Source organism: Enterococcus malodoratus ATCC 43197 (assembly GCF_000407185.1).
In the GTDB taxonomy this organism is placed as follows: domain Bacteria; phylum Bacillota; class Bacilli; order Lactobacillales; family Enterococcaceae; genus Enterococcus_A; species Enterococcus_A malodoratus.
In genome coordinates, this window is record NZ_KE136482.1 from 519,137 (window position 1) to 532,255 (window position 13,119).

Below are 13,119 nucleotides of genomic sequence, written 5' to 3' on the forward strand. Positions count from 1 at the left end.
CTGATAAAAAAGGAATGATCTTCACTCCGTATATCCTTTATTTCTGAGCATCCGCTGCTTTTACCGCTTGGCAAAAGGCAGCGATTTTTGCTAAATCTTTTTCGCCGTCAGTTTCGACCCCGCTGGAAACATCTACTACCCGCGGTTGAAAGAACTGGATCGCTTCTCCGACATTTTCAGCCGTTAATCCACCTGCTAACCAAAGCTTCTTTTTAGGCAGATGCCGCTGATCAACCAATTGCCAGTCAAAGGTCTGTCCGTTTCCGCCCATCAGTTTTGCTGGCGGTGCATCTAATAAAAAATGCGGATACTGAAAGAAATAAATCGACTCCTGATCTTTGATGCTGAAGGCTCGAATGATTGGTCGAGAAAGCTCTGTTAAATCTGATTTCCCGTGAATTTGAATCATATCCAAGTCAGCGATAGCGACGATTTCTTCAACCTCTTCTTTCTGCGGTGAAACGAAAACGCCGACTTTTTTAATTTCCTGCGGCAAATCTCTTGTCAAATCGCGAACCTTTTCTGGTCGCACCTGTCGAGGACTTTCAGCAAAAACAAAACCAAGATAATCCGCGCCCGCCATTACCGCAGCTTCGATCGCTTGTCGGTTTTTCAGACCGCATATTTTGACTTGCGTCATTCTCGACTCACCCGCAATTCGATGATTTTTTCTGCAGGGTCCTCCGCTCTCATCAACGTCTCCCCGACAAGAATCCCCTGATAAGCCTGTTTAATTTTTTCAACATCCCCGCCTGTCCTAAAGCCGGATTCACTGATATAGAGCGTGTCCCCTTCCGGCTGGGCCAAATCCAAACTAGTTTGGATCGAAACGTCAAATGTTTTCAAATTCCGATTATTGATACCGATGATTTTTGCACCAAGCGCTTGAGCCTTGCTCAACTCCTCTGCATCATGCACCTCGACAAGTACTTCCAGTCCACGATCTTGCGCTCCTTGATAAAGTTTTGCCAAGCGCGAAGAGGATAATGCGGCGACAATCAGCAACACGATACTCGCTCCGGCTTTTTTCGCTCGGTCCAACTGCTGTTCATCGATGATAAAATCTTTGCATAAAAGCGGAACTTCAACGACCTGCGCAATCGCAGCCAGATCAGTGATTCTGCCCTTAAAAAACACTGGATCGGTCAATACCGAGATCGCGCTGACTCCGGCTTGCTCATAACTTTCGGCCTGCTGCAAGATATCTACGTCTTCATTAATCGTTCCTTTTGAGGGAGAGGCGCGTTTGATTTCACCGATCACATGCATCCTTTCAGGGTGGTCTTTCACCATTTGATAAAAGGAAGGACGCTGCTTCGTACGAACTTCCTGTACAGCTGTTAGGTTTTCAACCTCTTTTTTCTTTTCTCGCAAGATTTTTGTCAAAAAGTCCATTTAGGCCACCTCCTGTTGTTTAGTTATCAACTGTTGCAGCCGATCGTAGGCAGCTCCGGAAAGAATTGATTGTTCTGCCTCAGTAATCCCGTCAGCCAAGGTTTCCACTCGACCGCTGGCTAGAAAACCTAATCCGGCATTTAGCAAAACAGTTTCATAGTAAGCAGAGGGCACGCCTTTTAAGACAGAAAGTAGAATCTCTTTATTTTTCTCAGCCGATCCACCAACGATTCCGACTAATGGAACCTTTTTGAAGCCAACTTCTTCTGGATCAAAAGAAAATTCTTCAACCACATCATTTTGATAAATCGCGCAATGAGTTGTACCAGCCAGGTTCGCTTCGTCCATACCACCGTGTCCATGAACCACGATCGCTCGTTTCCGTCCCAACTGCCCCAATGTTTTCGCCGATTCGACTAGGGAATCACCCGCATAAGTTCCCATCAATTGATGTTCTAAAGGATAAGGGTTAATGATTGGACCCAATAAGTTGAAAATCGTCGGTGTCGCTAGCTCCTTGCGAATATGCATCACCGCACCCATGGCAGGATGCAATGTTGGTGCGAAAAGAAACGCGATTCCAGCTTCCTTCAATAAATAATCAATTTTCCCAGGACTGACCGTCAATGAAATCCCTAATGCTTCTAACACGTCAGCACTGCCGGATTTGCTGGAAATGCTGCGATTTCCATGCTTCGCCATGGGAATCCCGCCGCCTGCTAGAACAAACGCCGAGGTCGTACTGACATTAAAGCTATGCGAGTGATCACCGCCTGTACCGCAATTGTCCATCACGCCAGCCGGCGCTGCTAACATCGGCGTCCCTTTCCCCTGCATGACTTGAGCCAAGCCTGTCAACTCTGTTGCTGCGACGCCTTTAACTTTTAATCCAACTAATAAGCCGCTGATTTGGCTATCCGTCAATTCTTGTTCAAAGATCGCTTTGCCCAGCTGCTGCATTTCATTGATGGTCAAATCTTTTCCACGATAAACTTTTTCAAATAATTCCTGCATGTTAAATCCCTGCTTTCTGTAAAAATTGAGTGAGGTAGCTGGCGCCATCTTCTGTTCCGATTGATTCTGGATGGAATTGCAGGCCAAATACCGGATAGCGTTTGTGACGAATTGCCATGATACAGCCTTCTGCTTGATCAGTTACTTCCAAATCCTGCGGCAATTCTTTTGGATCAATTACCAGCGAGTGGTAACGCATCACTTGGCGATCCGTCTGACCTTGCAGGCGTGATTGTTTGCCGTGCATGATGGTAGGGGCACTGACAATTTTTCCGCCGAAAACTTCACCAATCGCCTGATGACCAAGGCAAATTCCTAAGATCGGTTTCCGGCGATAAAAACGACGAATCAGCATTTCCATCTTTCCTGCTTCTTCTGGTCGTCCCGGTCCCGGCGAAAGTACGATCGCCGAGGCCTTTTCCGCCGTTGAGAACAATTCTGGATCGTCGTTTCGTAAAATTTGCAGATCCTCTGGTAAAAGCTGTACCAGATTATAGGTAAATGAATCATAATTATCGACTAATAAAATCATTGTCCTACCTCCATCAGCGCTTTGGCTTTTTGTAATGTTTCAAAATATTCACTCGTTGGCTCCGAGTCGTAGACGATTCCCGCCCCCGCTTGCACATGTGCTCGCTGATCCTTAATGACCATCGTGCGGATCGCAATCGCAAAATCAGCCTGATCTTTTTGGTCGAGAAATCCGACAGCTCCCGCATAGATCGAACGTTTGACTGTTTCCCATTGATAGATGCGGGTCATCGCCCGAATCTTGGGCGCACCGCTGACCGTTCCAGCTGGCAGTGTCGCCTTCAACGCATCCATCGCCGTTAAGTTTGGCTTTAATTTCCCTGTCACTACAGAAACTAGATGCATCACAAAACGATAACGTTCAATGGTCAAGTATGTCGGTACAGCCACAGATCCGCGGACAGCCACCTTGCCTAGATCATTTCTACCAAGATCCACCAACATCCGATGCTCCGCGATTTCCTTCGGATCATTTTGCAGCTCGTTTGCCAACGCTTCATCTTCCTGTGAATTCTCTCCACGCTTTCTAGTCCCGGCGATCGGATTAGTCGTCACTCGTTCCCCTTCAACGGTGACTAGACTTTCCGGCGAACTGCCAATCACCTGAACCTCTGGAAAATCCAAGTAGTAAAGATATGCCGAAGGATTGCTTTTTCTCAACTGTCTAAAATAAGTAAAGGGATCGATTGAAAACTCTGCCGACAAACGCTGGGAAGGTACCACTTGAAACAGATCCCCCGCAATAATTCTTTCCTTCGCCTGCTTCACAATCGTTTCAAATTCTTTTTGAGAAAAATTACTCGTAAAGTGCAACGGCTCCATTTCTATATCAGGCAGGTCTATTTCCGGTTGAAGCTTCTGCTCTAATTCCTCTAAACGTCTATCCAACTGTTCTTCCGTATCCTTGCTGTAACTATTTCCAACCACCAATTTGCACGTTAGATTTCGTTTGTCATAGAGCACATAGGATTCATATAGATAAAATTGCAGGTCAGGAAGATTCAGCTCATCTTGAGGAATCTCGCCGATATTTTCGTAACAAGCCGCCACATCATAACCCACATAACCAATTGCTCCGCCCTGAAACGGCAGGTCTGCTAGTTCCGCTTCATCTGTCAGCACATATTTTTCCAGTTCCTTTAGTGGGTCTTCACATGGATAACTCTCCGCGCCATCGCAAAAGTTCCCATTTTGAAAACTCAGCAGCTTGACCGGATCAAAAGCGATGATCGAATAATCCTGTGTCTCAGACCTTCGCTCAAACAAACACGTTCCGCGAGCTTCCAAGCTGTAATAGATAGTTAGTGGATTTAAATTTTTATTGGTGATCGCTTTTATTTTTTTCATGATAAGACTCCTTAGAAATAGATTTGATGATTCAGAAAATTCTTTAGCGTTAAGAAAACTGACTAGCTCGTTCATTTTGTTTTCATTATTCGTACGATTCCACTAAGGGACTAAAGTACCAAGTGGAACTCGCAGTTACCTCACAAGTTAGGTTTAGATTTTCCTAACGTAAAATCCTTTATTTTCGTACACATATCATTTTTCTAATCATGCTGAAGCATGAAGAAAAACTGACAAAAAAGCCCCCAAACCAAAGAAACTCTGGTTTGAGGGCGCAAATAGCACGGTACCACCTCTTTTTACTGTTCGAAAACAGCAACTCTAATCGTCCAACAACGATCGCACTCTGTAACGGGAGCTCCCGTCGTTCCCTACTGTGATTCAAGAACGCTCCAACAAGTCCATTCACTAAGGAAAAAATGTTTCTTCTCATCAACCGAAACTTTCTGTGATTTTTTCTATCCTAGCTACTTCTCTTGTTTATGATTTGGTTTTAAATATTGTTTTAATAAATTAAATGAGCACCTGAACTCGCAGTTACCTCACAAGTTAGGTTTGGATTTTTCTAATCATGCTGAAGCGTGAAGAAAAACTGAACAGCTAGTTCATTTTGTAGTAATTATTTTTCTCAGAAGAAAAATAACTTTGTTTTCACTACGCATACGATTCCACTAAGGTATTAAAAATACCAAGTGGAACTCGCAAAAAAAGCCCTCAAACCAAAATAAGCTTTGGTTTGAGGGCGGATAATCCACGGTGCCACCTCAATGGTATGCCAAACAAGGCATTTCTCGTTCAGTCGTCCAACAACGACCTTACTCTATAACGGGAGTTCCCGGAAGTTCCTACTACTCTTTCAAAACTTCGTCCAAAAGTCCATTCGCATAATTCCCCCTACTGATTCGCAGCACCATCAGCTCTCTGAAAAGGTTCATTTATGTTACTTCTCTTTTGTCAGACACTTATTTTTTTGAATACTACTCGCATTTTTTCGACTTGTCAATATTTTTTAGCCAAAAAAATCATTTTCTCCCAACCCTTTGACTGTTCGTAATTCACGGAACTTGTTAAAATAAGGGTATTGGAGGCGAAATCGGTGAAAAATCTTTTTTTTAAATTAATCAATTGGTTGCGCCATTTTTTAACGGGTTCTTTTTTCAATCGCAAAAATGTCTTACAGGCGTTTCCCGAATTCTTCGATGCCGCCGTGGAATTGGCTTATCCCGTTCCAGGCCTAAAGAAAGCAACATCCCTCAATTTGAAAAATCAAAAAGAAAATTGTTCGGACATGACACCTCAAGGACTGACGTTAACGGAAAACTATCTGCTCATCTCTGCCTATTGTCATGACCATCAACATCATTCTGTCATTTACGTGTTGGATCGGATCACCGGTGTCAAAATAAAAACGGTCATTTTGCCTGATCTGCCCCACGCAGGCGGGTTAGCCTATGATCCGATCCATCGGAAAATCTGGATCAGCAACACTGATGGAAAACAGGCAGCTGTGGCGGCGATTCAGCTTACTGAGCTCGAAAACTATACAGATGATTCTGCCCCTATATCCTATCAGCAAAAAGTCACCCTAAAAGAATTGCCGCGGGCATCCGCTTTGACTTACGATCAAGGTTATCTGTACGTTGCTTTATTTACTTTGAATGAGCCTGGAAAATTCTGCTGCTATCCAATCGATGATCAAGGAAATTTAGAGGTCGCTGTTGAGAATACACTAGTCAAATCTCCTTATGATACTTTGGCGATTCCGCAAAAAATTCAAGGCGTGACCATCTACAATAATTTACTGCTGCTCTCGCAGTCTTGGGGCAAACAACCCGGAAAAATCTTTGTTTTCGATATTCAAAATACCGCTGATTTTTCTGATCTGGCTGAAACGATGAAAATTATCGACACGCCGCCTTATTTAGAACAGATTTATGTGGAAGGCAATCAGCTTTTTGCTTTATTTGAAAGTGGAGCGGCCGCCTATTGCAAGAAGACTCCTTATGTCCTGAAAGAAACTGTAACCTTGGACCTGACAAAACTGCTCACAAAATAACCCACCAAAAAAAATTTTGGTGGGCTTTTTCTATTTCACTGTACCTAAGTAGACAAAACCATCCGGGGCCGCCGGAGCTCCTTTACTCAGTAAAAATTCAAATTCTTTGCCGCTTTCCTCAGTTGCCACAGCCAAATGACAGAGCGCGATTCCTACATCCAAATCAGTCAGCTTGTACATCATCCCCGGCAGTCCATTGATCTTTTTCTGACGATAAACAAAGATCGCGCCATTTTTCGCGATAAAATACCATGGCTGTCCATTTAAACCAGAGGGAGCCAAACGTGCCGCCTCAATACGCGAATCTTTCCCTTCGGATATCTCCTTCATAGGTTTGCGATCAAAATCAGCTAGCGATCGGATGGCGGGTTCTTTGGGTTCACCAAAAGCCATCCCAATAATAAAATCAGCATCCGATTCTTTCGGCTTGATCATTCCGACCCAACGAGTCGCATAGCCTTGAGAATAAAGAAACAACTCTGCATGCTGAAATAAGAAACCCGCACAGGTATTTCTCAATTGCTGCTCTTCACCATAAATCAGAAAATAATGCGGCGCCTTTGGAACGCCCATTCCCTTGACCCCTTCTGGCCCTACCAATTTATAAGTGATTTTCGCAGCGGGTATCAACGGCTTAACCGTCTCAATAAAGGCCTCGATTTCTTTGAGTTTACTGTCCGGCAATGGTGTTGAAGTAAAATTGCGAGTCGACTTGCGCGTAAAAATACTTGAATACAGCTCCATACAACTACCTCCTCATTCACATTCACTATTTTAACTATAGGCGCCATTGCAAAGAATCGCAATAAAAAGTAGGCGATGGATCACTTTTAAATGGCCTTTAATTGTCTCATCTAATATTTTTTTGTCAGGTTGCTCAGTAAAGCCCACATTTCCGCCAATGAGGTCTCATCTTCTTCCGTTAACCATACTTTCCAGACGGTAAATGTTCCTGCAATAATAAACTTCATCTGATAATACTCTGATCTGTTTTGCGGCTGGATAAACAACTCTGTCTGCTGACTGAGGATATCAAAAAAGATACTGTCATAATCATGGTTGATTGCTTTTATCAAATCACTTTTCATGACTGAAAAAAATTCTGTAAGAATCACCAGCTCTTCTTCCCCGTGGGTCTTCTTTATTTTATCAAAAAATGCTTCAAATTTTGGACAATAATACTGTTTTAATACATCTTCGATCGACTCAAAATTTCTGTAAAAGGCCATCCGAGAAACACCTGCCCGCTTAACAACCTCCATAACTGTCAATTTGTTAAACGATTTGGAATCAAGTAATTGCAATGTGGCTTCAGTGATAAAATTTTTGCTGTCCTCTTGCAATGAAATCGAATAATTTGTTTTTGCCATGAGCAGCCTCCTTGATCGTTACAAATTGATCGATGTGTAACCTATGACATCAGATCACTTGTCCTATGCTCTTTTAGATTATATAATCTCTCCAAGATAGTTACAAATGTAACCCTCTGGAGGGAGAAATATAATATGAAAAAAGTAGCTTTAATCACTGGTGCATCTAACGGAATGGGCTTTGAAGCAGCCAAACTATTTGCTGAGAAGGGCTATTCTGTCGTTGCTGGGGCACGAAGAGTAGAGAAAATTCCTGTTGATAATAATATCTTGGCATTCAAGCTGGATGTTTCTGAGGTTGCCTCCAATGAAGCTTTTGTTCAATTTGCACTGCAAAAATTTGGTCGAATTGATGTCCTCATTAACAACGCAGGCTATGGAGAATTTGGACCAACGGAGGAAATAAGTTATGCCAACGCCTTATACCAATTTAAAGTGAACTACTTTGCCGCAGTCAATTTGGCGCAATTAGTCTTGCCAACGATGAGAAAACAAAAATCTGGTCGAATCGTTAATATTAGTTCAACCGGCGGAAATGGCTATGTACCGCTTGGAGCGCATTATCATGCTTCAAAAGCAGCCCTGCAGCAATGGTCAGACGTGCTGGATACAGAAGTGAAACAATTCGGCATCCGATCTGTCATTGTACAACCCGGCGGAACGCAATCGGCCTGGAGCGAGATCGCCATGAAAAATGTCAAAGACAACTTAAAACCCGACTCCCCTTATGAAAAATTAGTAGACGGGATCGGAAACCTGTTAGGAAATATCAACTTGTCTGCTACTTCTAAAGACCTCGCCGAAGTATTCTATCAAGCCGCAACTGATGCTCGGCCAAAATTTCGTTATTACTATTCCCTTAGCGATCGGATGATGGTTTGGGTAACAAGAAATCATCCACGAATCACACGTTTTGGCATGAATCAGTTTGTAAAAAGTGTTTTAAAAAAATAAGTGCTTTTCAAATAAAAAAATCCGCGAAAATCAATTTAGATTTTCGCGGATTTTTTGTTTATGGATGTGACTTTTTTTAGTCAACATATTTAGAATCGGTATTATTCAACCACGAGTACCCAAGACCCATGACCAAGCCACCACCGATAAAGTTTCCGATTAAAGTAAAGAATAAATTGTGAGCCACATTTCCTGCAGTCATTTCAGCGATCGTTCCATGAGAAGCAAAGTACGCTAGAGAAAAAGCTGGGAAGTTGGCAATCACGTGCTCATAGCCTAAGAAGGCGAAGATGAAAATGATAAAGATGATCGCCATAACCTTCGCTGCATCATCCTTCATTCGCAGACTTACCAACACAGCCGTATTCACGACGATATTTGCGAACATGCCTTCGACTAGAATCTGACTCGTAGATTTGGTCAGTTTAGACGCGATTCCGGTGAACATATAATTATCAGCCTCTAAGTGGCCAAACGGCGCTGTTAATGATAACAAGTAGCCGCAAAGCACTCCGCCGATCAGGTTAAACAAGATACAGGTAAACAATAATTTCAAAGCAAACGATACAGACATTTTTTTCTTGTACACACCGATTGTGGTGTATAACATATTCGATGTCCCTAATTCTGCATTCATGAAGAGGATCATTACTAATGACCAGCTAAACATAAAGGCATAAGCCATTTTTTCCAAACCAGGAATCGCTTCTTGCATGCGAATGGCGATATAAAAAGCAATAGCCGTTCCTAAAGCTAAAAATAAACAAGCAAACATTGAACGTACTGCATAACGAGGCAAACTCGAGTTAAACAAATCAATTTTTTTACTAATTGAATATTCCAACTGTGACATTAATGTTGAGTTAGTTTTCACATGCTTTTCGCTTTCAGTCGCAGGTGTTTCTTCAATTTCCATAAATAAATCCGATTTCATAAGGTTCCTTCCTTCTTGGCCGAAGCCATAATGTAAGGGTATCATACAAGATTTCCATATTATTTTCAATGAAAATATGGAAAAAAATGAAATATTGAGAAAAATTGCACAAGTTATTTAATTTTTTGAGCAAAAACCGTATGATTAGAGAAAAGAAGCTGGAGGGATTTTAATGGTCAAACAAGTTTTAAAAGCAGAGGTTGAATCTTTAGGCGGATTGCAGCTGAAATGCTCCGCTCGCGGATTTGAGTTTATGATCGACGAACCAGAAAATGTTGGCGGAACCAATGAAGCGATGAATCCGTTAGAAGCACTGCTTTGCTCACTAGGTGCCTGTAAAATGATGGTGGTTCGGTTCTTTTATCAAGCAAAGCAGATCAAATTAAAGTCGATGCGGGTAGAAATCTTAGGTGAAATCGATTCTGATCGGCTGAAAGGCAAACCAGATGTCAAAGTCGGTTTCTCAAAAATCATCACCAATTATTATATCGATGCCGACAATACGGATGAGGAAATTCAAGACCTCGTGGCCTTTATCGAAAAAACCTGCCCGGTCAAAGATACGATTGTCAATGCACCAGAGATGGAGCTTCATATCAATCCATAGCTTAAAAAGAACCCGCTAAAAGAAATTCTCTTCTTTTAACGGGTTCGTCAGTTTTACCAATCCATTTTCATTTCGTACTGATCACAAAAATGATCAAAGCCCAATTCTTCTAAATGTGCGATCAACTCCTGATCGGTAAAATTAATATTATGCAGTCGAACATCCTGATAACGTCCGCTTAGATTGACCATCAGCTGGCCTAATTCTGGCAATTTTCCTTCACGTCTTCCCCATTGCTTCACGTGCCCATTATCTTTTTGGTAAATAATGAACGCCTCGCATTGGTCTGGGGTTCCGGTAAACATAATCAGATAATCATCAGGGAAAAATTGAAGAATCTCTGTGCGATTTTCAAATGAGGGCGCATCATGCACCAATGGTACTAATTTTTCTAACGGAAATTCTTTGATCGGCAATTCTTGGAAATCTTCAGTTCCTTTTGCGGATTCTCTCGCATTTCCTCTAAAGCACGCATATTCTTTAATGACCTCTAAGCCCATTTTTCGATACGTCGCGACTGCCGGTTCATTGGTCTGGATCACTTCCAACCCATAATAAGCAAAATTGTGCTGTTTTAATAAGTCCATACAAAAATCCATCATTTTTGAATAAAGTCCTTTGCGGCGATGTGCCGGCACGACACCTGTTGCCGCATCGAAAGCGACCTTTTCTCCATTATAATCGCCCACCGCATTCAATAAAACGGCTACCAATTCATCCTCAACAAAGGCGCCACAAGATAAATCATAGCGGACATTTTCACTGTGGAAGCGATGGTAAAGAGCCTCATCCCCCAATTCCATTTTTACATAGTAATCAGAAAAGGCATCTCTCATACAGGCGGCGACCTTAGAGAATTCTACACCAGATAAATCCTTGATTTCGTACATGTCACTACTCCTTTCTTTGCACAAAAAAAGCTGAGCCGTATACCCAACAATTCTTACTGTTTTTACTCTAATCGTCTATTATCAGCATATCATGTAACCGTTTTATCTCATCGTTTAATGAGAAGCTTCTCACCATTAAAAAGGTTGTCCTAAGTGATTAGAACAACCTTTCAACCTATTTTATTAAACCGCTTCTTCCTCTGTTATTTTCGTCGGGGTACTGCCCTTTTTCGAAGCAAAGGAAAGAATGATCCCTAAAGCGATCGAACTGAAGGCAGCCACTACCACTCGTACATTTTCCGGCAGCAGAAAGACGATCGTATGAACCGGAATCCAAAAACAAATTCCAACTTTCAGCCAATTGAAGGTTACAAAGGCTACCCAATCAATTTTTCCGATCAATCCTTTTAAACTCACCGGTTCTTTGGCTGCCGAGGTTTCGATCCACAGCTCCATGATCCGATGGAAGGTATTCATCGCTGGAGCGAAAGTTAAATTCATGATACTGCTGCCGCAGAAAGCTTGGACAACAGAAACGCCCGCAAATGGCAATAGTTTTCCTGCTTGCGCCAGACCTGCACCGCCCATAAAGACTGGAAAAACCAATGTCACCATGCAGCCGATGATTCCCCAAACGACTGCCCGCAGCAAGACTTGTGCCGAAAACTGATACTCGCCCGAAGCGATTCGCTTGCCAAACAGATCCCCCATAGTTGCTAAGATCGCAAATTGAATGAAGCCGCCGATGTAAGGATGGGCGCCGCTTGCCGCCAAGATGGAATCTCTGGTAGCAGGGATTACAAACAACATGAGTAATCCAGCTAGTAAGAGCGCCCAAACAATGTCCCCTTTTTTCATTTTATCTCCTCCTATCACTTAGGCGGCTGGTAATCTTTGTCCATCACTACAACTGCCTTGATAACCTCGCCGCTGATAGAATCTGCTTCTGCCTGATTGATGTTTTCAAAATCATAGTATTTTACAAATTGATCGAATGGAAACTCGCCGCGTTTGTAGAATTCGATCAAGTTAGGCAAATGGTATTTAGCGATCGTATCTCCGATCAATACACCGCGAACCTTTTTATTGCCGAAAACTAAGTCAAAGAAGGTATTCACTTCAAAGCTCTTCTGAGTTACCGCCAAAGGCACGAAGGTTCCCGAATTACTAACGGAATGCAAAGCTTTGGTCATGACCGGTCCAACGCCTGTTGAGTCGATCACATAATCCAAGCCCCTTCCGTCGGTCAAATCCTTGATAAATTTTTCTGGATCATTTTCTTTGCTGTTAAAGATGTGGCTCGCACCTAGTTCTTTAGCTTTTGCCAAGCGTTGATCATTGATATCGATCGCAACAATCGGATAACAACCAGCGATTTTAGCCGCCATGACAGCTGAGAATCCGACCGCGCCTGTTCCAAAAACTGCGATCCCTTCGCCCACTTTCGGCTGCAATACGCTCAACACCGCGCCGCTTCCTGTACCAAGTCCGCAACCTAATGGCCCCAACAAGCGCAGATCAACATCCTTATCCACTTTTACAACATTTGATTCTTCCGTCAAACTATACGTTGAGAAAGAAGATTGATTAAAGAAGTTGTTGACCTCGGTTCCGTCTTCAGTATGCAAAATGAATTCTCCTCGTGGATTTTTTCCAAGGTTATTCACGGTGAACCATTTTTCACAAGAAGATGGGTGCCCTTCGACACAATGTTTGCACTCCCCGCAATAAGCATAAGACAAGATCACATGATCTCCTGCTTCGACTGAGGTTACGGCGTTCCCAACTTGTTCAACAATCCCTGCCCCCTCGTGTCCTAAAACATTTGGAAAATTGATACTGTTGCCGTTTCTTTCTCCGTAATCTGACCGGCACAAGCCTGATGCCACGATTTTTACTAATACATCCTTAGATCCGACTTCCGCTAACTCTAATTCGGAGATTTCATATGGTGCCCCTTTTTCCTTTACTAATGCCGCTTTGATTTTCATTCGTGTTGCCCCTTCCTCTGTTTAATTACT

General features: G+C 42.7%; 14 protein-coding genes and 2 other annotated features. Of the genes, 3 read left to right on the top strand and 11 right to left on the bottom strand.

Annotated features, from left to right (window positions below):
- Positions 1-37: 37 nt before the first annotated feature.
- The 5 genes from I585_RS12345 to trpE are packed head-to-tail and all read right to left on the bottom strand — an operon-like array spanning position 38 to position 4,287.
- The gene (locus I585_RS12345) at positions 38-640 is read right to left on the bottom strand and encodes a phosphoribosylanthranilate isomerase (RefSeq protein WP_010742121.1); all 603 of its coding nucleotides are present in this window, start codon (positions 638-640) and stop codon (positions 38-40) included.
- Positions 637-1,395 carry an indole-3-glycerol phosphate synthase TrpC gene (gene trpC, locus I585_RS12350; protein ID WP_010742122.1) on the bottom strand — a complete coding sequence of 253 codons (759 nt, stop codon included), beginning with the start codon at positions 1,393-1,395 and terminating at the stop codon, positions 637-639. The genes I585_RS12345 and trpC overlap by 4 nt, the downstream gene beginning before the upstream one ends.
- Positions 1,396-2,409, bottom strand: coding sequence for an anthranilate phosphoribosyltransferase (gene trpD, locus I585_RS12355; RefSeq protein WP_010742123.1), 1,014 nt, complete (start codon positions 2,407-2,409; stop codon positions 1,396-1,398).
- A 1-nt stretch (position 2,410) separates the two neighbouring features.
- Positions 2,411-2,941 carry an anthranilate synthase component II gene (locus I585_RS12360; protein ID WP_010742124.1) on the bottom strand — a complete coding sequence of 177 codons (531 nt, stop codon included), beginning with the start codon at positions 2,939-2,941 and terminating at the stop codon, positions 2,411-2,413.
- Positions 2,938-4,287: an anthranilate synthase component I gene (gene trpE, locus I585_RS12365; RefSeq protein WP_010742125.1), complete on the bottom strand. Its 1,350-nt coding sequence runs from the start codon at positions 4,285-4,287 to the stop codon at positions 2,938-2,940. The genes I585_RS12360 and trpE overlap by 4 nt, the downstream gene beginning before the upstream one ends.
- 265 nt (positions 4,288-4,552) lie before the next feature.
- Positions 4,553-4,779, bottom strand: a binding site (T-box leader).
- 243 nt (positions 4,780-5,022) lie between these two features.
- Positions 5,023-5,253, bottom strand: a binding site (T-box leader).
- Between the two features lie 130 nt (positions 5,254-5,383).
- On the opposite strand from trpE, the gene I585_RS12370 reads away from it, so the two are divergent.
- Positions 5,384-6,343: a YncE family protein gene (locus I585_RS12370; RefSeq protein WP_010742126.1), complete on the top strand. Its 960-nt coding sequence runs from the start codon at positions 5,384-5,386 to the stop codon at positions 6,341-6,343.
- A 30-nt stretch (positions 6,344-6,373) separates the two neighbouring features.
- Here the strand turns inward: I585_RS12370 and I585_RS12375 are convergent, their stop codons facing one another.
- Together I585_RS12375 and I585_RS12380 are read right to left on the bottom strand one after the other, a co-directional pair.
- Positions 6,374-7,087, bottom strand: a complete 714-nt coding sequence (locus I585_RS12375; protein WP_010742127.1) for a nitroreductase family protein — start codon at positions 7,085-7,087, stop codon at positions 6,374-6,376.
- 110 nt (positions 7,088-7,197) lie between these two features.
- Positions 7,198-7,713 carry a TetR/AcrR family transcriptional regulator gene (locus I585_RS12380; protein ID WP_010742128.1) on the bottom strand — a complete coding sequence of 172 codons (516 nt, stop codon included), beginning with the start codon at positions 7,711-7,713 and terminating at the stop codon, positions 7,198-7,200.
- A gap of 135 nt (positions 7,714-7,848) precedes the next feature.
- Here I585_RS12380 and I585_RS12385 point away from each other — a divergent pair, with 135 nt between their 5' ends.
- A complete protein-coding gene (locus I585_RS12385) occupies positions 7,849-8,667 on the top strand; it encodes an SDR family NAD(P)-dependent oxidoreductase (RefSeq protein WP_010742129.1) in 819 nt (272 codons plus the stop codon).
- 76 nt (positions 8,668-8,743) lie between these two features.
- Here I585_RS12385 and I585_RS12390 read toward each other — a convergent pair whose 3' ends face one another.
- Positions 8,744-9,601: a formate/nitrite transporter family protein gene (locus tag I585_RS12390; RefSeq protein WP_010742130.1), complete on the bottom strand. Its 858-nt coding sequence runs from the start codon at positions 9,599-9,601 to the stop codon at positions 8,744-8,746.
- Positions 9,602-9,773: 172 nt separating this feature from the next.
- On the opposite strand from I585_RS12390, the gene I585_RS12395 reads away from it, so the two are divergent.
- Positions 9,774-10,208, top strand: a complete 435-nt coding sequence (locus tag I585_RS12395) for an OsmC family protein (protein WP_010742131.1) — start codon at positions 9,774-9,776, stop codon at positions 10,206-10,208.
- A gap of 53 nt (positions 10,209-10,261) precedes the next feature.
- On the opposite strand, the gene I585_RS12400 is transcribed toward I585_RS12395, so the two are convergent.
- The 3 genes from I585_RS12400 to I585_RS12410 form a co-directional block, all read right to left on the bottom strand.
- Complete coding sequence (locus I585_RS12400; RefSeq protein WP_010742132.1) at positions 10,262-11,098, bottom strand: GNAT family N-acetyltransferase; 837 nt, start codon at positions 11,096-11,098, stop codon at positions 10,262-10,264.
- Positions 11,099-11,281: 183 nt separating this feature from the next.
- Positions 11,282-11,956 carry an Mpv17/PMP22 family protein gene (locus I585_RS12405; protein ID WP_010742133.1) on the bottom strand — a complete coding sequence of 225 codons (675 nt, stop codon included), beginning with the start codon at positions 11,954-11,956 and terminating at the stop codon, positions 11,282-11,284.
- Between the two features lie 14 nt (positions 11,957-11,970).
- Complete coding sequence (locus tag I585_RS12410) at positions 11,971-13,089, bottom strand: NAD(P)-dependent alcohol dehydrogenase (RefSeq protein ID WP_010742134.1); 1,119 nt, start codon at positions 13,087-13,089, stop codon at positions 11,971-11,973.
- Positions 13,090-13,119 lie beyond the last annotated feature (30 nt).